Genomic DNA, 21,696 nt, shown 5'->3' on the forward strand with positions numbered 1-21,696 from the left:
GTAATTTCGTACATTTTAAGTTTGTTAATTCTTGTTTATGTTTGTGATTATATGTGAAGTGGCTACCAGTGACTTAGTGATAAGTCACATTTTTAACAAAACTTAACACCACCACTCAATTTAGCCCTTTAGAGGCAGCACAAATTCACTTAAAAGGCGGCTATCACACTTTAAAGTCCAAACAGGGAACATAAGTTCACAGATCTTCACAAATAAGATAAAGGTTGTTAGGATGATGAAAAACAAGAACATAGAAGAAAACCATGATTCCAGCAGAGCGTCAGAGAACCATTTTGTCACTGTTATCACACCAAGAAGTGATTAGTATTTCTGAGTTAGTCGAACAGCTCGACGTGTCACACATGACCATTCGTCGAGACATAGTAAAGCTGGAAGCTTCTGGAAAAGTCGTTTCAGTATCTGGAGGGGTCCAATTAGCTCAAGCCTTGCATCGCGAGCTGTCTCATGATGCTAAAGTAGAACAGCAAGCAAACGAAAAGGTCCAAATCGGTAAGCTTGCTGCCCAACTTATCGAAAAAAATGCCACTGTCTATTTAGATGCTGGAACGACCTCATTGGAAATCGCCCATCAGTTAGCAACACGTGAAGATCTGTTAATCATCACCAATGACTTCTCAATCGCGGCTTATTTAATGAACCACTCACCATGCGAGATTTATCATACGGGTGGTAAAGTCGATCGAGAGAACCAATCGAGTATTGGGGGCAAAGTAGCTGAGTTCTTGGCAGGGATGAATATTGATATTGCGTTTATTTCCTCTTCTTCTTGGAGCTTAAAAGGCTTATCGACACCAAACGAAAATAAAGTATTAGTGAAAAAGGCGATTGTAAAATCAGCCCAAACCAATTACTTGATCTCGGATTCCACCAAATATGGTCGAGTAGCAAGCTTTCACGCACTTGATATGGAGTCACTTGATGGTGTCATTACCGATACCAATCTCCCAAGCAGCGTAATTGAAGAGTTAAATGACAAAGGTATTGAAGTAATTAACGCTTCGGCATAATGGTCATCAAATAATTGGATGTGCGAGCCTTTAATGGCTCGGTTATCTACCCAACCAGTTTTCCTTTTCTTCTGTAGAACACCTAAACAATCTGGGGCCCTTCATAAACATACTGTGATTTCCGGTACCTAATCTCACCTTTACACTGTGAATATTGAAACTCTGTTTGGATAGGTTAGGCTCTCTGTCTAATACCAATAACAAGCCAAGACAGGCGAGCAAAGCAATGAAAGTTGACTATCACAAACGGCTGATTCCCGTTATCCGTTATCTAGAAAAACGCTTTAATGAGCCATTAAACCTGCCAGAAGTAGCGGCGTTAGCCAACTTTTCACCCTACCATTTTCATCGTACTTTTAAGGCCGTTCAAGGCGAGACGCTTGCTGATTTCATCAGGCGACTGAGGCTTGAAGCGGCAGCCAATGATCTCTTCAAATCCAAACAACCTATTATTAACGTCGCATTTGATTATGGCTTTTCATCGTCTCAGAGCTTTGCTAAGGCATTCAAGCAACACTTTGGTGTTACGCCTAGTGCCTTTCGTGATTGCGAAGATTACCAAGCGTTCAGCGAGTTAACTCGAAATAGCAAGATTGGACACTCATTGCGCAAGAATGGAAACGATGCAACTGACGGCAATTCATATACTAACTCCGAACTTTCAACATGGAGTATGACAATGAAAACACAACAATTTGAAGCATCGAAACTGGCGTATGTACGAGTGACTGGCCCCTATGGACAAGGTTATGAAGAGCCAAGCGGTCGTCTTTATCAATGGGCAGAAATGAAGGGACTAGCGAGTAATAGTTGCATCTTTATCTATCATGACAATCCAGAAATCACTCCAACAGATAAGTGCCGAACAGACATCTGCTTGATGGTTTCAGACGACACTGAAGTGCCAAGTGGGATCGAATTAAAAGATTTTCCCGGTGGGCAATATGCGGTGATGAGACAAACGATCACCGAAGTCGGTCAATATGCAAAAGCATGGGATGATTTAATGAGTAACGTCATTGAATCCGGCATTGAAACCGAAGACCGACCTTGTTTTGAGCTCTACCACAGCTACGACCCGCAAACTCACCATTCAGACGTCAGCTTCTGTACTGCAATTAAGTAACAAGAGTAAATACAATAACAAAGCCTACTTCGCGTAGGCTTTCGTCTCTTTAGAGCGCTTTCCAACAGCTTTGTTACGTAATTAGGTTGGAGATAGAGCCGGCCTGTTTCGAAGCTTTTTAGTCAATAAATGAGAATAAATACTAGTAGACACCAGTAATGTCATAGCCCAAACGGATTTGGACCATGACAATCAAAATGAGTGGGATACAAACTGGAGGTAAGCTAAATTTTGCCTTACCATTTCCATCTAACAGTTAAGACAGTTCAAAGCGAAACCCTTACTGATTTCATCAATCGCTTGAGGCTCGAAGTACTTTCCTAACGCGTACAATAAAAAACATCACCACACACGCGATATAGAGCTTACCGACCCATAGGCCGATATTGATCAGCTGAGTTTCTTGCTCAATTAGACGTTGATACTCAGTATCAGAGAGGTAAGGATCGTCAAAGGGGACAACGTTAATACCCCACACAAACCAAACAAACCAAACGACACTTCCTGCGAGCAGCCATAAGGCTAATATTGAAAATTGCTCGAACACACCTAGTAGTGTGTTCTTGTTAAGCGATATTTGAGCTTTTTTCATTTCACGACCTTTTTATCACAACACAGGGGGGGATCTCTAAAGAAGTAAGAGTACTAAAGCCTTTTATTCCACTTACCTTGATGGTCACGGTCGCAATTCTCTTGTGTATCGAAGCTCACGTGCTTATCGATATTCTTCAATGTAATCCCAACCTGACTAAACGCCTTTTGGATGGTAACAGAGACCTCCTGCTGACCTCCTCCCTCTAAGAAGTTCGTTCTATCCTGATTCGTATCGAATACACAGACGATTTTCAAACTTTGTGGAAAAGAAGAAAAGTTAACGGCATGAGTCACCCATAGAAAACCATCGTAGCCTTTCAACGTAGCTTCACACACGTCTGTTAACACGTCTCTGATTTGATTTTCGATCTTCTTATCTGATTTACGCATGCAGCAAACTTCCTATTTAACACCTTAAAAAATAAGGTTTTTCGGTCAATATTGTTTGAACGACATTGGACACTGTGACTGTTTCAAATGCAAAGTATTTATACTCCACTGATAAATTCCACAATGTGGGACTCTTGTTTCACAAAGTGGAATGTTGATAGTTATCACATTATCAATAGCAAACTACCGCTATATTTCTCTCATACAACGAGAGGCGGTTTCATGAGCAAGTTACAAGGTAATCAAGCATTGGTAAAAGCAATCGCGGTCATCGACTCGATCGCGGAAGGTAATCGACAACTCAAAGATGTGTGTGAACATTTGCAGCTGCCGAAATCTACGGTGCACAGAATTATCCAAGGCCTTATTGAAGCTCGCTATATCCGAGAAGTGAAAGGGATTGGTCTAGTGCTAGGTACTAAAATGATTCAACTTGGTATCCGCGCCCAACAAGACATGCCTCTCAAAGAAATTGCGAAACCCTTTATTCGCGAACTTGCTGCTCAAACTAAAGATACCGTCCATCTAGGCATCAAAGATGAGGATCAAATCTTCTACCTAGATAAAATCCCGGGAGAGCGTGCAATTCAACTGCGATCTCAAGTGGGAGACCGGCTGCCAATGTCTGCAACAGGGATTGGAAAAGCGTTAATGATTGATATGCCAAAGATGGAATGGATTCGACTTATTTCATCGCAAACTAATCATGACGTCGAGTCGATGCTAAAAAGAATGAATGAATATTCTAAGCATGACTATAGCTATGACTTAGAAGATAACGAAGACCTTGTACGTTGCGTTGCTGTACCAATAAGAAATAAATATAACAATATTATTGCGGCTATATCAGTAACCAGCATTAAAGAATACATGTCTGACAAAAGAATGACGGAGTTAATTCCTGTTATTACTGAATATTGTCAGAAAATATCCAAGCAACTTAATTAACCCTACAGGTGTATGTAACGTACACTTTATATAAATAATAAATTAATCAGGTACGACTATGTCTAGAACCGGAAAAATTCTAGCCATTGGTGGGGTGTTTGTCGCCTCAATCATTGGTGCAGCTATTGCTACAAATTCTCAAGGTAATAACCAATCGAGTATTGCAGCAGGTGAATCTCAAGTTCAAACATTACGTTTCAGCATGAGCTCTAATAACAAACACCCTATCTATGATGGTGCTGCTAAGTTTAAAGAAATTGTTGAGAAATTTACTGAACTGAAGGTGGATATATACCCTTCAGCGCAATTAGGTGATGACCGTGCGGCGATTGAAATGCTGCAATTAGGAACACTTGACGTATCTATTCCATCGACGGGTCCACTGGCTAACTTCTACCCTGAATACAATGTGTTCGACCTTCCCTTTATGATCACCAGTGAAGATGTCGCAGATAAAGTGCTACGCAGCGAATTTGGTGACGACATGCTGAAAAGATTAGAGTCAAAAGGCTTAGTCGGCCTGGATTTCTGGGAGAATGGCTTCCGTCATGTTACGAATTCACGTCGTGCTGTGAAATCGATTGAAGATGTGAAAGGCCTAAAGATCCGTACTATGGAGAGTCCACTTCACCTAGACGCATGGAAAGCGATGGGCGCAACCCCAACGCCGATGGCCTTCAACGAACTGTTCACAGCGTTACAGCAAGGCACGGTTGACGGGCAAGAAAACCCTTACCCGAATATCGCACTGAACAACTTGTTCGAAGTACAAGAAACCTTATCAAACACAGGCCATGTATACACACCATTAGCTTTAATTGTTAGCCAAGCGACATGGAACAAACTAAGCCGTCACGATCAAAGAGTTCTGCGCCAAGCCGCTATTGATGCTGGCGACTACGAGCGTCAAGTTAACCGTCGAGTCAATCTTGAAAGCTTGGATGTTATTAAACAAAACATGGAAGTCGTCACACTGACACCTGAAGCACTGGTTGGCTTCCAAGAAGCGACCAAGCCCGTTATTGAGAAATACACACCAATCATTGGCAAAGATGTTGTCTCCGCTTTCCAAGAACAAATTAAAAAAGCTGAAAACGAATTAGCCGCTCAGTAACTTAAGCCATCACTTAACATTTAGACCCTTACATTATTAATACTGACTATTTTGATGATTAACCCTCAATAACTATCATTAATAAATAATAAACAAGTAATAGGTCTAAGTAATAAGTGAACAAGGAACCTTATTATGTTGAATTGGTTAGATAAGTATTTTGAAAATACGATAGCCGTAATACTGCTCGTTATTATGACGGCGGCAATATTCTTACAAGTAGTATCCAGAACATTCGATTATTCAATTGCTTGGACTGAAGAGTTAGCTCGCTATTGTTTCATTTGGTTAGTTTATATCGGCATCAGCTTTGCTGTCGCGAAAAAGAGCCACATAAAAATAGAAGCCATAGCAATGTTAATTGATGAGAAGGAAAAAAAGTACCTAAGCCTATTTTCGGACTTCGTCTTTTTAGCATTCTCTGTTGTTATTTTATTTAAATCAACGCAAATGGTGGCGAACCTATATTACCTAGGTCAAACATCACCAGCACTTGGGTTGCCAATGTGGATCGTTTATCTAGCAGGCCCAGTAGGCTTTGCACTTACATCAATCAGGTTGATTCAGCAGATGGTATCCACCACTGATGACATCAAAACAGCGAAATAGGAGGTAATCATGTCAGTATTTATTTTGTTTGCAACTTTCGCACTACTCGTTATTGCCTCTGTACCCATTGCTATCTCATTGGGTATGGCAACGCTACTCACCATTATTTCAACCGGCACCTTAAGCGTTGATTTTCTTGTGAGTACCTTAATCACCTCTGTCGATTCTTTCCCAATTATGGCAGTACCATTTTTCATCCTAGCGGGTGACATCATGGGCAGCGGCGGTATCTCGCAACGTTTGGTGAACTTTGCTAACTCATTAGTGAAAAACATCACGGGTGGCTTCGCGATTGCTTCAATCATTACATGTATGTTCTTCGCTGCTATCTCGGGCTCAGGCCCAGCTACAGTAGCAGCGGTTGGCGGCATCATGATTCCAGCGATGATCAAGTACGGCTACGACAAGGGCTTTGCAACCGCAGTTGTCACAGCGGCAGGTGCGATTGGTGTCATGATTCCACCAAGCATCCCAATGGTGATGTACGGCGTATCTGCAGGCGTATCAATTGGCGACTTATTCATTGCAGGCATCATCCCAGGAATCTTGGTATCGCTTTGTTTGATGGCTTGGGCATACATCTACTCTAAGAAAAAAGGCTACAAAGGATCAGACGAACCATTTAGCTGGAAAGAGGTGTGGGCTCAATTTAAACACGCTCAACTCGCACTGCTTATCCCCGTAATCATTCTTGGTGGTATCTACGGCGGTATTTTCACCCCAACAGAAGCAAGTGTAGTAGCGGTGGTTTATGGCCTTATTGTGAGCCTATTCGCCTACAAAGAAATTACCTTTAAAGACTTACCAAAAATCTTCACTAAATCGGTGATTACTTCCGTGATTGTGTTGTTGATTGTGGGTACCGCAACTGCCTTTGGTAAGTACTTAGCACTTGAGCAAATTCCAACACAAATTGCTAACGCGATGCTTGAGTTCTCTGATAGCAAGGTGATCTTCATTATCTTGATGGTAGCACTACTGCTCGTTGTCGGCTGTTTCATGGAGACCGTTGCGGCAATCATTATTCTGACGCCAATCTTGGTTCCAGTGGCCATGCTATTCGGTTTCAACCCAGTACACATCGGCATCATCATGGTGGTGACATTGGCTATCGGGTTTATCACTCCTCCTCTCGGTCTAAACTTATTTGTTGGCTCGAGCGTTTCAGGAGTCTCTGTTGAGAAACTCTCTAAAGCCATTATCCCGTTCTTCCTAGCCATGATGTTCGCGTTAACGCTGATTGTATTTATTCCTCAGATATCTCTGATTCTGATTTAAGTAAGGTATTTATTGTGAAAATTATTGATGTCATTCCACACGCAATCTCAGTTCCACTAGAGACGCCGTTTTACTTCGCACAAGGCTGGGTTCATAACCGTAGCTCAATGATCATCGAAATCGTTACTGATGAAGGGGTTGTTGGTTTTGGTGAAGCTCTGTGTCACGGCTTGCAGAGCCCGCACATTGCGGCGGCATTTATTGAACATACCTTTAAGCCACTACTGCTCGGACGCAGCCCGTTCGACGTGGAAGTGCTTTGGGAAGAGATGTACAACGTGACTCGCCCATACGGTCAAGGTGGTTCTGCGGTGAACGCGATCAGCGGTGTTGATATTGCACTATGGGATGTCATTGGTAAGGCTCTCAATAAACCAATTCACTCACTGATCGGCGGTGCTTTTCGCAAGGAAGTCACCCCGTACGCAACTGGCTTCTATCGTGTCGCAGACGCGAAATATCCAGAAGCAGCTATTGAGGAAGCACATCGCTATGTCGATGGTGGCTTTGAAGCGTTCAAACTCAAAATTGGATTCGGCGTAGATGAAGACATCGCCTTCATTCGTTCGATTCGTGAAGCCGTTGGTAATGATGTGAAGATCATGGCTGATGCTAATGGGGCGTACAACGCCGCTGCTGCACGTCGCATCATCAAAGAAACAGAAGAGTTCAACCTGTACTTTTTAGAGGAGCTGTTAGCTCCAGAAGACATTGCTGGCTATCAAGAAATCAAGAACCTTTCTAAGACTTATATCGCCGCAGGTGAGCAACTGTTCGGAAAAATGGGCTACCGCCCTTGGCTTGAACAGAGAGCGTTAGACGTGATTCAACCTGATCTATGTTCTTCAGGTGGTATCACGGAATGTAAGAAGATTGCAGCAATGGCACAAGCAAACCACACCATGATGATTCCACACGTGTGGGGTTCTGGCATTGGTATTGCGGCCTCTTTGCAGTTTATTGCTTCATTACCAAGTTCACCCTTATCACTTAACCCTATCGAGCCAATGCTTGAATTCGACCAGTCTTCACACCCATTCCGCAAAGATCTCATTTGCGATGGCATCAAGATGGAAAACGGCAAGGTACAAATCTCTACCAAACCGGGCATCGGTGTCGATGTGAATACCGACGTCATCAAGCAGTACAGAGTTAACTAAAGAGGCAAAGTTAACTAAACAAACAAAGCGAACTAGATAACTAAGGTTAACTAAATAAATAGAGTTAGCTAGATCCGAACATTCACGGTTCGACAAAGTAAACCGATAAAAAGTACATCAACTAAACCTAAAACTGCGCGCCTTAGGGCGCGTCTGTGAGCTGTAATTATGAATCAAAAAAACAAAATCAGTTGGCTAATTCTGGATTGGGGAACGACAAACTTTCGTGCCTTTGCCATGGATGAACAAGGACAGGTCGTTGATAAAGCAGAACGCAAAATGGGGCTACTTCAGGTTGAAGATGGTGCATTTGCAACCGAACTTGAATCATTACTGAGTGAGTGGCTCGGCGAGTACCAACACTTCCCAATTTATATGGCAGGTATGGTTGGTTCTGCACAGGGCTGGGTCAACGTCCCTTATGTTTCCACACCAACTAATGTGGAATCCTTGGCTCAAAACACCCATCAATTCGACCTCCCTTGGGGGGCAACGGCCACCATCATTCCGGGTGTCAGCCATTGTGATGAGCATGGCCACTACGACGTCATGCGTGGGGAAGAGGTTCAGTTGTTTGGACTTCTTGAGTTAGCAGGCAAACCGACGCTTGAAGCAGCCTTTCCGGGCACTCACAGCAAACACGCAAATATTGAATCGGGTAAGTTAGTCTCATTTTCAACCTACATGACTGGCGAACTATTCTCTGCACTGTCGACACACACAATCCTAGGGCGTGGCTTACCTGAACAAATGAGTTCGACCACTGCTTTTGTGAAAGGGGTAAAGGAAAGCTCGAACCCGTCAATCACTAATCAACTTTTCAAAGCCAGAACGCATCGTCTATTCGGCAATCTAGAAGAGAGTGAGGTGTTTGATTACTTATCAGGGCTGTTAATCGGCAACGAAGTACGAGAACTGCATCAAGAGAGCATCTACTTGGTGGGCGGGAAAGCCCTATCAAAACGCTATGACCAAGCCTGTCGTCAGCTAAAGAAAACAACCGAATACGTGAATGGCGATGACACTTTCATCGCTGGAATGTTAAAAATTAAAGAGGCAATGAACAATGACAAATAAAGACTTTAACCTAAATGATCACTTACCACTCGTTGCCATTATCCGTGGTGTAGAACCGGCAGATTGTATTCGTGTGACGCAGATTTTGATTGAGGAAGGCTTCTCAATGATTGAAGTGCCATTGAACTCACCAGATGCATTGACCAGCATTAAAATGCTAGTCGAACATTTCGGTGATCAATACTTAATTGGCGCGGGTACCGTTACCACACCAGAAAAAGCACAAGCTGTGATTGATACGGGTGCAAACTTAGTCGTAACGCCGAACTTCAACGAACAGGTCGTGAAAATGTCAGCGGCTGCAGGTTGCGTCAGCTTCCCTGGTGTTGTTACGCCAACAGAGGCGTTCGCTGCACTTGCTGCCGGCGCAACAGGGTTAAAACTATTCCCAGTTTCAGTACTTGGCCTTGATGGCTTTAAAGCGTTGAATTCCGTGCTGCCTCCCGAAGCAATCTGCTTACCTGTAGGAGGAATCAACCCTACCGTCGAGAGCATGAAACCGTACTTAGACATAGGTGCAAAAGGCTTTGGTTTAGGGGCGTCACTGTACAAGCCTGGCTTGTCTGACGACGAGATTCGCGCCAATGCAAAGGCATTCAATACCGCCTTTAAAGCGTCTGCAGCTTAAGTAAACTCGCCCAAATAGTAAGCAGAACCAACAATACGGCTCATATTTGTCTACGTGATTTTGTTATCAAATCATACAGAACAATATGAGTCGTATTTCTTTTACTAAGACACTAGCTCGCCGCTTGTTCCCAATCAGTCAGTAACTTCATGATTACGCGAGAGTCTTGATGAGTAGCCATCGGTGCAGCAAGTTGTGTATCACCTCGCTCAACTGCTTGGCGAATATTACGCACTTGATAGTGGAAACCATCGCCTTGCGCTTCGACTTTCACTTCGCGTGTCGATGTTTCATAGATCTCAACCGTGAATGTATTCTCTTCAGTCGGTAACCACGGATTGGTGTCGAGAGTGATGCAGCCTTTGCTGCCTAGAATCGTGAAGCCATGCTTTAAACCGTGGTCTTCTGCGGTATGGATTTGCGCGGTAAAACGGTTATTGAAGCGCATCATCGCCGACGATTCACAGATATTGCCACCTTGGCCTCGTCGACCGATTGCTGAGATCTGCACATCATCGAATACACTTTCACCAAACTGTTGTTGTGCGACAGAGTGAATCAGCGACATTGGATAACAGCCCAAGTTGTACAGTGCACCCTTGCTCGCAGGGTTAACGAACTGATCAATCGCCGCAACGTATGAACCTTGAATAGAGCGCACTTCACCAATCTCACCAGTAGCCAACTCTTGATGAAGCTTGGCGATAAGCGGATGGTTTAGATACATCAGACCTTCAGCGAAGAACACACCAGATACTTTCACCGCTTGCAGAGCTTGCTCGGTTTTATCCATATCAACCGATAACGACTTTTCACACAAAATCGCTTTGCCTTTTTGAGCGGCTTTAATTACGTATTCGTGGTGAACGTGGTTTGGTAGAGCAATGTAGATGATGTCGACTGAATCATCTTCAATCAGAGCTTCATAGCTGTTGAAGGTCAATGTTGGCTGATATTGCGCGGCAAACTCATTGAGTGTTTTCTCTGTGCGCCCAGCGACGGCATACAGTTCACTTTGTGCATCGCCTTTGATCGCATCAGCCATTACGCCTGAAATAAAGCTTGTTCCTAATATTCCCCACTTCATGGCTTAGCTCTCCTGCTCTTGTGTTTTGATAGGTCCATGTTGCGTTTCAAATGCTTGCACTAATTCAGTTATATCACGCTCAATAAACGCTTGGGTATGAGGCATAACAAAATGCTGGTTAATTGCTTCACGGTTTGAGTATTGCTCCAGCAAGATCACGCGATCGCTTTGGTTTTGGTCATAGGTTGCTATTGCTTGTAGGCAGCCCGATTCGCTCTGCATGTCTAAGCAAAACTGTTCGATGGCTTCAACTGCAGTATCACGTTCAATGTTCGCTTTAATCTTAAGTTCGGCAGTGACAAAGATGGTTTCGTTCATTTGAGGCATTTCACGCTCTTATTTTAGTTAATTATCGGTTTGCCATTAATATAATTAACCCCTAATAATTGATAAACTCACCTTTTGTTTATTATTTATCAACCGAGAGTGTTTAATGGATAAGTTAACCAGCATGAAGGTCTTCGTTTACGTGGTCGAGCAAGGCAGCTTTCGCAGCGCCGCAAACCACTTCAACCTGTCGGCGACCATGATCAGTAAACATGTTCACTATCTTGAAACAAGCCTCAACTCTCAATTGATTCATCGCACCACACGTAAGCAATCATTAACCGATTCTGGTCAGCTTTACTATCGGGAATGTAAGCGAATTATCGAAGACATCAACAATGCTGAAAACCTGATTCAAGCCTTAGAAAATCAGCCCCAAGGCACGGTAAAAATAAACTGCCCTGTCACCTATGGAAACAAGGTACTTGCCCCGATAGTGGCGAAGTTTCTCGCGAATCACCCAACAATCAACGTCGAACTCGTGCTGAACAACGACCTTGTCGATCCTTATTCTTCCGACATTGATTTGATTGTGCGAATTGGCGACCTGTCTGACTCTAGCTTGGTCGCAAGATACTTAGGGGATTATGAGATGTGTTATTGCGCAGCTCCTGAATACCTTAACCAACATGCTGAGATCAGCATGTTGGAAGACCTTGCACAACACCCGTCGCTAGGGTTCAGCTATAGCAGTCGTCGTGATGTGATTGGACGTGATACTCACATCCGCCATATCCAAAATAGTGAACCTCAACCCGGAGAACCTCAGAATCACCAAGCAACTCAAACCGCACCGAATAAAGGGTGTGCGCGTTTGATGTCAAATAATGGGGATGTATTGCGATATGCCGCCCTACAAGGCGTGGGCGTTTTGTTGCAACCAACTATCTTAGTCGCAGAAGAAATTGAGCGTGGAATGCTATTGGAGATCTTACCCGGCATGGCACCGTTACCAAAACCGATTCACTTACTGTACAAGACCAAGCAACTGTCATTGAAGAACAGAACCTTTGTCGAGTTTTTGCTAGCCACTCTTTCTGAGTAACTAAGCGCTGACGAATTAGCAAAGAGGCTTCTACGTAACGAAGCGTTTTCTAAACAACAAAACCGCTAAACCGTTTGCCAATGACTCATCAAGCGCTTACCAAGCTCAGAAGGCGTGGTGTTGTGAACGATCATTTCATCACATTGGTTAAACACCATGAAGTGTTTTAGCTCACCGCATAAGGCATGAACTAATGATTCATGGTTTTTGATTCGATCTTCCACAACCAAGTTACGAATATTGAGTAAGCCACTCTTCCTGTCGACCTTGCAATCCATTCGTGCCACCAGCTCTCCTTGCCACAAAATTGGCAAACTAAAGTAACCAAACTGGCGCTTGGCTTCAGGAACATAGCACTCAAGAAGGTAATCAAAGTTGAACAATGATTGCATTCGCTTACGTTGAATCAGCAGGTTATCAAATGGCGAGAGTATCTTAAGCTTGGTTCTAGAAAGGGGCTGATTCAGCAGCTCAAAAACAGCGGGTAAGGCATAATAATCACAACCATGAACATCGACCTTTATCAATCGCTTGTCTTCAAGCATCTGTTGGAGTGTTTTCTGTATCAATGGTTTCGTGTTCTTGAGGAGATAGCTCATTTCCGTCGCAATCCCTACTCCATTGGCTTCGAGATAACGTATGATCAGGTGCTCGATGTACTCTTGTTCCGTTGGTTCAGAGGTATCAATGCCACTCGGCAAAACTCGTTCGGTTAGGTCATACACCTTATGGAAGTTCACTCGACTCGGCACCATTAAGTCACCTTGCATAAACAAAGTCTCTAGTGCCTGTTTGGCAGGTTTACCGCCCCATCCTCCGGGGTTTGGTCTATCCCCTTCAAAGTCTTTCGCCATTAATGGCCCTTCGTTCTCAATACGTTTGAGAACATGCGCCATCAGTGCATCATCCTTTTTATACCAATGCTTAAGCTTACCGCTCGCAAACCCGTTCTTTCGATGCAAGCTGAAACGGTAGTCACGCATGGGTAAATACGCGGCGGCGTGCGACCAATACTCAAACACTTCTCGACGCTCTAGCAGCTTATCAAGATGATTGAGTTGGTAGTCTTGATTGCGATTCCACAGCGTATGATGGTGAGCTCGCTGAATCACAGAGATGGTATCAATTTGCACATAGCCAAGGTTTTCAATCGCAGACAGCGTGTTCGCCAAAGCGCCCCCATTACGTTGTTTTTTAGGTGGCAACTTCTTAGGCGGCAGCTTTTGCGAAAGCAATACCAGTTTTTGCGCTTGAGCGAGTGACAATGATTCCATGTAATTCAGACTCTAATGAATACCAATAATCGGCTTATGATTCAGCAATAAGTTCTTGAAGAATTTGCTTGTACGTTTCGACCGTCTGCGCGCCTGTGACTGCACTCTTACGGTTGAATACCACAGTAGGAACCGCAGAGATCCCCATGCGTTGCCATTCAAACTCTTGCGCTTCAATTTGCTTCAAGTTATCGGTGTTCTTTAGGCGCTTCAGCGCTTTCGTGGAATCGAACCCAACCGCTTCAAGTTCTTGTGCGATAACCTCAAGATCAGACAGATCTTTTTGCTCTGTGAAGTGAGCCGTAAAGAAGCGTAGCTTTAACTCAGTCTGTTTACCGTGCGCTAGTGCAAAATCGAGAAGTACATGTAGATGACGTGAATTGACCATTGTCATGTTGTCGTAGAAATTGAAATCGAACCCTACCGCTTGGCCACGAGCAGCCAGTTGCTCACGCGAACTTTGGCTCTCTTCCGCACTAGAGCCGTATTTTCTCATGATATGGTCACGCAGGTTTTCACCTTCTTGTGGCATATCAGGGTTGAGCTCAAACGGCTGCCATTCAAGTTCAATTTGCTCTGCTAAGCCAAGCTCAGTAATAGCTTGTTCTAAGTTTTTGTAACCGACCACGCACCATGGGCACATTACGTCAGAAATAATATCAAGTTGAAGTTTGTTGCTCATAATCATTCCAAATATCGTTGCTAAGGCGTATCCAATTCAAAGTGAATACCCACTTTCTAATTAGACTACAACAAGCTGAACACTCGTTCAAATTAAACTCGATACCCCAGTAACCAACAAAAAAGCCAACTCCTATTACCGAGTTGGCTTTCATAAATATCGGACTGAGCTTAACCGCGTTACGCTAGCAGCTTCTCTAGCACTTGGAACACACCTGCATCGATGTTACTTGGCGCGCTAAAACGTGCGATCTCTTTTAACTTAGGATGGGCATTTTCCATCGCGTAAGAGTGGTAGCTCTCTTTAAGCATTTCCAAGTCATTGAGGTAGTCACCAAAACTCATGGTCTCCTCGTAAGTGAAGCCGAGTGTGTTTTGTAGATGTTTGATTGCCGCGCCTTTTGATGCCTCAGCGTTCATCACATCTAGCCAGATTTTTGCACTCACAACCACTTGGTAGTTCTCACCAAACTTGGCATTAATGCTTGGGTTCACTTTCTCTTGCGAACCGTCGAAGTGGCAGATAGCGACCTTAATAAAATCATCTTCTATCGCCAGTAAATCTTCTACTTGCTCACGGCGATGGTAGTACTTAGAGATCTCCGCTAGGGCACGCTCATCTTTGGTTTCAATGTATGCCGATTTCTTACCACAAAGCACCACATGCGCGCCTTCAATCGCGCGAGCTTCTTTAATGATCTCTTTGATGGCATCAGTATCAAGTAAGCAACTGTAAAGCTCTTGGCCTTTGTGCATCACTAATGTGCCGTTTTCAGCAACGAACATCATGCGATCTTTTAGCGGGGCAAAGGTTTCCATCAAGCTGTAATACTGACGACCCGATGCCGCAGCAAAAATAATGTTTTGAGCTTCTAGTCGCTCATAAAGATTGAAGAATTCTGGATCTAACTTCCCATGTTCATTAAGCAGGGTGCCGTCCATATCAGCAGCGATAAATTTGATGTTCTGTTGTGGCATTTCAGGGCTTACCTATAAGTAAATATTAAATAGCAAATTATGATTTTTCGTTATCTTTTGTAACGGTTATGCGTTCGATTATATCTCTAGAGTAGCCAATGAATGCAATGCTTTTCGGCCGATTTCGTTGTTTAAATCTAAGATCTTATTTTTGCGCAATAAGGAGCTAAAACAGATAGAAATCGAGTATCAAACTCAACTAAAACCACTGATTTAATATGCCAACTTAAGCCGACTTTTAAATTTCGCGTTGACCAATAAAAGAAATAGGCTTACCATTAATCGTCTTTTAACGATTATGGAAAGCGAAACATCAATATGAACGAAACTTGCCCTACAACTGGTAGCTGTGCTCTACCAATCGGACATGGTGATACCGAAGCTGAAACGCAAATGGCAGCTCTGGCCAAAGCGCTCGCTCACCCGGCAAGAGTTCGTATATTGAGTATCCTTTCAACGTTAGAAAAATCGGGCGGCTGTTTGAACAGTGACTTGGTGAGTGAATTAGGTTTGGCTCAATCAACAGTATCAGAGCACCTAAGAATCTTGAAAACCTCAGGCTTCATCACTGCCGAATCGATACCACCGAAGATGTGCTATCGCATTAACCGAGATAATATTCAGCAATTTGAATCGCTTATCGACACCATTTTAAAATAGATTAACCACGCTTAGTTTGTCGAACACAATAAACTAAGCGTATTTTTTGCCTTTAAATATCGTTTTTCGACGATTGACGATAACAACCAAAGAGATAATATAATGAAACCAAAATTAGGTTTTCTCGATCGCTACTTAACGCTGTGGATCTTCATCGCTATGGGCCTTGGCGTTTTGCTTGGCACCCTATTCCCACAGATCGAACAGTGGAATGAATCGATGTCGGTTGGTACTACCAACATTCCACTTGCGATTGGTCTTATCTTAATGATGTACCCACCTCTGGCTAAGGTTAACTACAACCTGTTAGGCACCGTGGTCAAAGATAAGAAAGCCATCAAGCTATCTTTAATCATGAACTGGTTAGTAGGTCCAATTCTAATGTTCGTGCTGGCACTGACGTTCTTGGGTGACCACCCTGGTTACATGGTGGGTGTCATTCTGATTGGTCTTGCTCGTTGTGTGGCGATGGTTCTGGTTTGGAATGACATCGGCGGCGGTAACAAAGAGTACGGCGCAGCGTTGGTTGCTCTAAACAGTGCATTCCAGGTAGTGAGCTACAGCTTTATGGCGTGGTTATTCATCAGCGTTCTACCACCGGTATTCGGTTACGAAGGCATGTTGGTTGATATCTCGATGATCGACATTGCACACAGTGTACTTATCTACCTTGGTATCCCATTCCTAGCGGGCTTCTTAAGCCGTAAGATCCTTGTTTCGATGAAAGGCGAGCAGTGGTACAACGATGTGTTTATCCCACGCATCTCTCCAATCACATTGATTGCACTACTGGCCACTATCATTCTGATGTTCAGCCTAAAAGGCGAGATGATTGTAGAACTGCCAATGGACGTATTGCTGATTGCGGTTCCACTGACTATCTACTTCACAGCGATGTTCTTCATCAGCTTCTTCATTGGTAAGAAGATGGGTGTTGAATACGACAAAAACGCATCAATTGCATTCACAGCGACAGGTAACAACTTCGAGCTAGCAATCGCAGTGGCAATCTCAGTATTCGGTATCAACTCAGACCAAGCGTTTGCCGGTGTTATCGGTCCACTGATTGAAGTACCTGTGTTGATTTACCTAGTGAACGTGGCGCTTAAGATGAAAGACAAGTACTACAACGGTCAGACGGTTAAACCTAGCGTCTAGCGTCTACATCTAGCAAGCAAGCAGTATCACTTTAAACAGAAAGGCTCACACGCTAAGCGGTGAGCCTTTTCTTTATTCAGTTTCGTCTAATAAGCCTTTCAATGCTTGTTCAAGCCAAAGTAATGCAGGACCTTTTGAGCGTGTTTTAGACAGAACAAGATCAACGGGCGGCGACCATGTTTTGTGATCGAATGAGACATTAATCTCCATTAAACGCTGCTTATTCAACTCCTCTTCGACGAGGTGCTTAGGTAAGTATGCCCAGCCAATATCACTGCCGAGTACCATCTCTTTGATCACAATAAAGCTGTTTGACCACCATACCTTTCCGGCAATCAGCGGAAACTGATCCATCACCTTACCTTTGTCTCCCCTCAACATTAACTGACGATGCGGGAGTAAATCAGTGAGTTTCGCCACACCTTTTTTTGCGAGCGCATGCCTTGGATGACACACAGCAATAAACGGTAAGTGACCGATAAAGCATGGCTCAGAACCGACATCAAAAGCCAAGTTGGTAAACATCAATCCAATGTCGGCTCTCTCTTCGATAATTAACGGATTGACCTCTGTTGTGGTACACGCAACCAGTTCAACTTCAGTCGCCGGGAATTGATAACTGAACTGACTAAGGATCTTAGATAGATTCGGAACCAGTAATGAATCATCTAATGCAATTTTGATGAGCCCCTCTTCACCGCTGCCCATCGCGTTAACCGTCACATTCAGATCTTCAACCTGAAGCACGATTGCTTTGACCTGTTTAAACAGCTGCTCGCCCGCTTTGGTTAGTGAAGGCTTTCGAGTCGAACGATCAAAAAGCTCAACATTAAAATCTATTTCAAGATTACTGATGCCTTGGCTCACCGCCGACTGCACCTTACCCAAATGACGAGCACTGGCAGAAAATGACCCTAATTCAACGGCATACACAAACATTTTCAGTTGTTCAATGTTGTACATTTGGCTTCTCCCAAAAACTTATTATCACTATATGTGATACTAACTATCTTTATATTATCACTTAAGTAGATATTATCTAGCCAAGTCACTAGCCCATCGGCGGCTATTTAATCGTAAAGAGAGTTAGAAAAATGTCACATAAAGAACGCATGTTGCACATGGTGCTATTTGAATTGGTTGCTTTGGTTTTGATGGCAGGGCTTGCAACCTATGTTACAGGAAATGGCGCAGGTGAAATGGCAGGCTTAGCGCTCGCAATATCATTGATAGCGATGGCGTGGAACTACGTTTACAACTATGGATACGACAAAGTTTACGGAACAGACCGAAGCAAAAGAACCACGAAAACACGTGTCCTGCACGGATTAGGTTTTGAGCTTGGCTTAATGACAGTGACTCTACCTGTCTTGATGTGGGTTCTACAACTCGACTTCCTAACCGTACTGATCATGGACATCGGCCTAGTTATTTTCTTCGTACTTTACGCGATAGCGTTCAACTGGGCGTATGACTCAATCCGAGATCAATTGGTAGCGAAAGGAAAAGTGGCAGCTCTGGTTTAGAGCGGTAAGTTCGTATCATATAACAAGAACATACACCCAAATTAAAACTGCCAAACTACAACATAGTTGGCAGTTTATTCATTTATGCATATAAGCTCATTTATTAACTCCCTTCTAACATAGCAAGAACATCACATAGCCCCTCTCAAGCAAGTCTAATAATCCACCACTCACGAAGTAGCATCACAAATCCAAACATAAACTCCTCGTACCAGTTGCGCATTCATTTACATATAGGTAGTTTGAGCGACTTCGCAACCTATCAATTCGAGTAATGACGTTCATGCGAGCATCTTTTTCGAGCAAAAGTGTTCGGATTAACATTTCAAGTGACTTTAATTAACAATTTTATGCTCAAACGCTCACTTTTGATGTTCGTTTATTTTCGAGTTCGCAAATATATGCACAATACACGTGCTAGATAAGCAAAACTAAAAAGGACTCGAACATGACAACAAACAAACACCCTTCTTTATTTGGGCAATGCTTGGCTGAATTTATCGGTACAGGATTACTCATATTCTTTGGCGTTGGCTGTGTGGCCGCTCTAGTATTAACTGGTGCGACATTCGGACAATGGGAAATCAGCATCATCTGGGGCTTCGGTGTTGCGATTGCAATTTACTGTACTGCCGGCGTTTCAGGCGCACACATCAACCCAGCCGTAACGATTGCACTGGCCATGTTCCATGGCTTTGATAAAGCGAAAGTGGTGCCTTACATCATTTCGCAACTGCTTGGCGCTTTCTGCTCTGCAGCATTGGTTTACAGCCTATACAGCAACCTATTTACTGACTACGAAATCGCACATAACTTTGTTCGTAGCAGCCAAGACGCACTATCAACTGCTGGTATCTTCTCGACTTACCCACATGCTTCACTTTCTTTCTTCGGCGCTTTTGCTGTGGAATTCGTGATTACTGCAGTGTTGATGTTTGCCATTTTAGCGTTAGGTGATGAGAACAACGGCGCATCTCGCGGTGCAATGAACCCTCTACTGATCGGTATTCTTATCGCGGTTATCGGTGGTTCTTTAGGTCCACTGACTGGCTTTGCAATGAACCCTGCTCGTGACTTCGGGCCAAAACTTTTTGCTTACTTTGCAGGTTGGGATTTCGCACTAAGCGGTGCTCGTGATATTCCTTACTTCATCGTTCCAATTCTTGCTCCAATTGCTGGTGCGTGTTTTGGTGGTTGGTTGTACCCACGTGTTATCGGTGCTTACCTACCAGTAGAAGGCCAAGGCTGCACAATTCCAAACCAATGTGAAACAGAAGAAGAAGCTGAACAAGCTCAAGCTTAATTCCTAAGCGACCCTACATTTACTAAAATATAAATAACAAAAGAAAAAGGATTCTTACCATGACCGAGCAAAAATACATTGTTGCCCTAGACCAAGGCACCACAAGTTCTCGCGCTGTAATCCTCGATCACGATGCAAACATCGTTAGTTCTTCTCAACGAGAATTTACTCAGATTTATCCAAAAGCCGGTTGGGTTGAGCACGATCCAATGGAAATCTGGGCGACTCAAAGCTCTACATTGGTTGAAGCTCTTGCTAAAGCAGGCATCCGCAGCGATGAGCTAGCGGGTATCGGTATCACTAACCAACGTGAAACCACCATTGTTTGGAACAAAGAGACAGGCAAGCCTGTTTATAACGCAATCGTATGGCAGTGTCGCCGTACAGCAGACATCTGTGAAGACCTAAAAGCTCGTGGCCTAGAAGACTACGTACGTGACAATACAGGCTTAGTCCTTGACCCGTATTTCTCAGGTACCAAAGTAAAATGGATTCTAGACAACGTTGAAGGTGCTCGCGAAGACGCTGAAGCTGGCAAACTACTGTTCGGTACGGTTGATACTTGGTTGGTTTGGAAAATGACTCAAGGACGTGTTCACGTTACGGATTACACCAACGCGTCACGTACTATGTTGTTCAACATCAATGATCTATGCTGGGATCAGAAGCTACTTGATGAAATGGGCATTCCAGCAGTCATGATGCCTGAAGTGAAGCGCTCTTCAGAGGTTTACGGTCAAACGAACCTTGGTGGTAAAGGCGGTACGCGTATCCCAATCGCGGGTATTGCCGGTGACCAACAAGCTGCACTTTACGGTCAAATGTGTGTAGAAGCAGGCCAAGCTAAGAACACTTACGGCACAGGTTGTTTCCTTCTAATGAACACAGGCCAAGAGAAAGTAACATCAAAGAACGGCCTACTAACAACGCTAGCATGTGGTCCTAAAGGTGAGCCTGCATACGCACTTGAAGGTGCAGTATTCATGGGCGGCGCATCAATCCAATGGCTACGTGATGAAATGAAGCTACTGGCTGGCGCAGAAGACTCTGAGTACTTCGCAACCAAAGTAGATTCTTCAAACGGCGTTTACGTAGTCCCTGCGTTTACTGGTTTAGGCGCTCCATACTGGGATGCTTACGCTCGCGGTACGATTGTCGGCCTAACTCGTGGTGTTAACTCTAACCACATCATCCGTGCAACGTTGGAAGGTATTGCTTACCAAACGCGTGACGTACTTGACGCAATGCAAGCTGACTCTGGCATCAAGCTAGCGAAACTACGTGTTGATGGCGGCGCAGTAGCGAATAACTTCCTAATGCAATTCCAATCAGATGTGCTGGATACTGAAGTTCACCGCCCTGAAGTAACGGAAGTAACCGCTCTGGGCGCCGCTTACCTTGCCGGCCTAGCGGTTGGTTTCTGGGACAGCATTGATGAGCTTCAAGACAAAGCCGTTCTTGACCGCACATTCATGCCGCACCACGACGAAGAGAAGCGTAACCGCCGTTACAAAGGTTGGAAACGTGCTATCAAGTGTGCACAGGTTTGGTCTGAGCTGCACGATGACGATGACAACGAGTAATACTGATTATTCAACTAATCGTTAATCATTAGCCGCTGACCTAGGAACTCGAGTAATCTAATCGACTAGATTGTTCGAACCTCAGCAAACGAAACTAAAAAGAGCACTATTTTGTGCTCTTT

General features: G+C 43.9%; 23 protein-coding genes. 15 read left to right on the forward strand and 8 right to left on the reverse strand.

Translation table 11 applies throughout. The features are described 5' to 3' along the window. Nucleotides 1-263 precede the first annotated feature (263 nt). Together L3V35_RS03865 and L3V35_RS03870 are read left to right on the forward strand one after the other, a co-directional pair. On the forward strand, nucleotides 264-1,028 hold the full coding sequence (locus tag L3V35_RS03865) for a DeoR/GlpR family DNA-binding transcription regulator (RefSeq protein ID WP_054545888.1): 765 nt from the start codon (nucleotides 264-266) through the stop codon (nucleotides 1,026-1,028). 226 nt (nucleotides 1,029-1,254) lie between these two features. Then, complete coding sequence (locus L3V35_RS03870) at nucleotides 1,255-2,154, forward strand: GyrI-like domain-containing protein (protein WP_237298954.1); 900 nt, start codon at nucleotides 1,255-1,257, stop codon at nucleotides 2,152-2,154. Nucleotides 2,155-2,446: 292 nt separating this feature from the next. Here the strand turns inward: L3V35_RS03870 and L3V35_RS03875 are convergent, their stop codons facing one another. Both L3V35_RS03875 and L3V35_RS03880 read right to left on the reverse strand, forming a co-directional pair. After that, the gene (locus L3V35_RS03875; protein ID WP_237298459.1) at nucleotides 2,447-2,746 is read right to left on the reverse strand and encodes a hypothetical protein; all 300 of its coding nucleotides are present in this window, start codon (nucleotides 2,744-2,746) and stop codon (nucleotides 2,447-2,449) included. Nucleotides 2,747-2,799: 53 nt separating this feature from the next. Next, nucleotides 2,800-3,138 (reverse strand): Fis family transcriptional regulator, encoded by a 339-nt coding sequence (locus L3V35_RS03880; protein WP_237298461.1) that lies wholly within the window; start codon nucleotides 3,136-3,138, stop codon nucleotides 2,800-2,802. Nucleotides 3,139-3,360: 222 nt separating this feature from the next. On the opposite strand from L3V35_RS03880, the gene L3V35_RS03885 reads away from it, so the two are divergent. The 7 genes from L3V35_RS03885 (at nucleotide 3,361) to L3V35_RS03915 (ending at nucleotide 9,952) form a co-directional block, all read left to right on the forward strand. After that, nucleotides 3,361-4,086 carry an IclR family transcriptional regulator gene (locus L3V35_RS03885; RefSeq protein WP_237298462.1) on the forward strand — a complete coding sequence of 242 codons (726 nt, stop codon included), beginning with the start codon at nucleotides 3,361-3,363 and terminating at the stop codon, nucleotides 4,084-4,086. Nucleotides 4,087-4,144: 58 nt separating this feature from the next. Beyond that, nucleotides 4,145-5,200 (forward strand): TRAP transporter substrate-binding protein, encoded by a 1,056-nt coding sequence (locus tag L3V35_RS03890; RefSeq protein ID WP_050643400.1) that lies wholly within the window; start codon nucleotides 4,145-4,147, stop codon nucleotides 5,198-5,200. Nucleotides 5,201-5,335: 135 nt separating this feature from the next. Beyond that, nucleotides 5,336-5,809: a TRAP transporter small permease gene (locus L3V35_RS03895; RefSeq protein ID WP_017089486.1), complete on the forward strand. Its 474-nt coding sequence runs from the start codon at nucleotides 5,336-5,338 to the stop codon at nucleotides 5,807-5,809. Nucleotides 5,810-5,818: 9 nt separating this feature from the next. Continuing rightward, nucleotides 5,819-7,087, forward strand: a complete 1,269-nt coding sequence (locus tag L3V35_RS03900; protein ID WP_048614493.1) for a TRAP transporter large permease — start codon at nucleotides 5,819-5,821, stop codon at nucleotides 7,085-7,087. Nucleotides 7,088-7,101: 14 nt separating this feature from the next. Beyond that, entirely contained in the window at nucleotides 7,102-8,247 is a 1,146-nt protein-coding gene (locus L3V35_RS03905) for a mandelate racemase/muconate lactonizing enzyme family protein (RefSeq protein ID WP_237298464.1), read from the forward strand. A gap of 168 nt (nucleotides 8,248-8,415) precedes the next feature. Further along, complete coding sequence (locus tag L3V35_RS03910) at nucleotides 8,416-9,324, forward strand: 2-dehydro-3-deoxygalactonokinase (RefSeq protein WP_237298466.1); 909 nt, start codon at nucleotides 8,416-8,418, stop codon at nucleotides 9,322-9,324. After that, nucleotides 9,314-9,952, forward strand: a complete 639-nt coding sequence (locus tag L3V35_RS03915) for a 2-dehydro-3-deoxy-6-phosphogalactonate aldolase (RefSeq protein WP_237298467.1) — start codon at nucleotides 9,314-9,316, stop codon at nucleotides 9,950-9,952. The genes L3V35_RS03910 and L3V35_RS03915 overlap by 11 nt, the downstream gene beginning before the upstream one ends. A 112-nt stretch (nucleotides 9,953-10,064) precedes the next feature. Here L3V35_RS03915 and L3V35_RS03920 read toward each other — a convergent pair whose 3' ends face one another. Then, complete coding sequence (locus L3V35_RS03920) at nucleotides 10,065-11,039, reverse strand: Gfo/Idh/MocA family oxidoreductase (RefSeq protein ID WP_237298469.1); 975 nt, start codon at nucleotides 11,037-11,039, stop codon at nucleotides 10,065-10,067. 3 nt (nucleotides 11,040-11,042) lie between these two features. Further along, complete coding sequence (locus tag L3V35_RS03925) at nucleotides 11,043-11,366, reverse strand: antibiotic biosynthesis monooxygenase (RefSeq protein ID WP_237298471.1); 324 nt, start codon at nucleotides 11,364-11,366, stop codon at nucleotides 11,043-11,045. Between the two features lie 106 nt (nucleotides 11,367-11,472). Between L3V35_RS03925 and L3V35_RS03930 the strand changes: the two genes are divergently transcribed. After that, a complete protein-coding gene (locus L3V35_RS03930; RefSeq protein WP_237298472.1) occupies nucleotides 11,473-12,411 on the forward strand; it encodes a LysR family transcriptional regulator in 939 nt (312 codons plus the stop codon). Between the two features lie 65 nt (nucleotides 12,412-12,476). Here L3V35_RS03930 and L3V35_RS03935 read toward each other — a convergent pair whose 3' ends face one another. The 3 genes from L3V35_RS03935 to L3V35_RS03945 all read right to left on the reverse strand — a co-directional run bounded on the left by L3V35_RS03935 (nucleotide 12,477) and on the right by L3V35_RS03945 (nucleotide 15,344). Next, nucleotides 12,477-13,685: a crosslink repair DNA glycosylase YcaQ family protein gene (locus tag L3V35_RS03935; protein WP_237298474.1), complete on the reverse strand. Its 1,209-nt coding sequence runs from the start codon at nucleotides 13,683-13,685 to the stop codon at nucleotides 12,477-12,479. 34 nt (nucleotides 13,686-13,719) lie between these two features. Beyond that, on the reverse strand, nucleotides 13,720-14,367 hold the full coding sequence (locus L3V35_RS03940) for a DsbA family oxidoreductase (RefSeq protein WP_237298476.1): 648 nt from the start codon (nucleotides 14,365-14,367) through the stop codon (nucleotides 13,720-13,722). A gap of 179 nt (nucleotides 14,368-14,546) precedes the next feature. Further along, on the reverse strand, nucleotides 14,547-15,344 hold the full coding sequence (locus tag L3V35_RS03945) for a Cof-type HAD-IIB family hydrolase (RefSeq protein WP_237298478.1): 798 nt from the start codon (nucleotides 15,342-15,344) through the stop codon (nucleotides 14,547-14,549). Between the two features lie 318 nt (nucleotides 15,345-15,662). Here L3V35_RS03945 and L3V35_RS03950 point away from each other — a divergent pair, with 318 nt between their 5' ends. Together L3V35_RS03950 and arsB are read left to right on the forward strand one after the other, a co-directional pair. Beyond that, complete coding sequence (locus L3V35_RS03950) at nucleotides 15,663-16,004, forward strand: winged helix-turn-helix domain-containing protein (RefSeq protein WP_054545903.1); 342 nt, start codon at nucleotides 15,663-15,665, stop codon at nucleotides 16,002-16,004. A 102-nt stretch (nucleotides 16,005-16,106) separates the two neighbouring features. Then, nucleotides 16,107-17,162 carry an ACR3 family arsenite efflux transporter gene (arsB, locus tag L3V35_RS03955; protein ID WP_237298480.1) on the forward strand — a complete coding sequence of 352 codons (1,056 nt, stop codon included), beginning with the start codon at nucleotides 16,107-16,109 and terminating at the stop codon, nucleotides 17,160-17,162. Nucleotides 17,163-17,234: 72 nt separating this feature from the next. Here arsB and L3V35_RS03960 read toward each other — a convergent pair whose 3' ends face one another. Continuing rightward, a complete protein-coding gene (locus L3V35_RS03960; RefSeq protein ID WP_237298481.1) occupies nucleotides 17,235-18,125 on the reverse strand; it encodes a LysR family transcriptional regulator in 891 nt (296 codons plus the stop codon). Between the two features lie 131 nt (nucleotides 18,126-18,256). On the opposite strand from L3V35_RS03960, the gene L3V35_RS03965 reads away from it, so the two are divergent. From L3V35_RS03965 to glpK, 3 genes are all read left to right on the forward strand, one after another. Then, nucleotides 18,257-18,688 carry a PACE efflux transporter gene (locus tag L3V35_RS03965; protein ID WP_237298483.1) on the forward strand — a complete coding sequence of 144 codons (432 nt, stop codon included), beginning with the start codon at nucleotides 18,257-18,259 and terminating at the stop codon, nucleotides 18,686-18,688. A gap of 448 nt (nucleotides 18,689-19,136) precedes the next feature. After that, on the forward strand, nucleotides 19,137-19,991 hold the full coding sequence (locus L3V35_RS03970) for an MIP/aquaporin family protein (protein WP_004732234.1): 855 nt from the start codon (nucleotides 19,137-19,139) through the stop codon (nucleotides 19,989-19,991). A gap of 59 nt (nucleotides 19,992-20,050) precedes the next feature. Then, nucleotides 20,051-21,574 carry a glycerol kinase GlpK gene (gene glpK, locus L3V35_RS03975; RefSeq protein WP_065206658.1) on the forward strand — a complete coding sequence of 508 codons (1,524 nt, stop codon included), beginning with the start codon at nucleotides 20,051-20,053 and terminating at the stop codon, nucleotides 21,572-21,574. The last annotated feature ends 122 nt before the right edge of the window (nucleotides 21,575-21,696 follow it).

It is taken from the genome of Vibrio sp. L5-1, assembly GCF_021728315.1.
Classification (GTDB): Bacteria; Pseudomonadota; Gammaproteobacteria; order Enterobacterales; family Vibrionaceae; genus Vibrio; species Vibrio splendidus_K.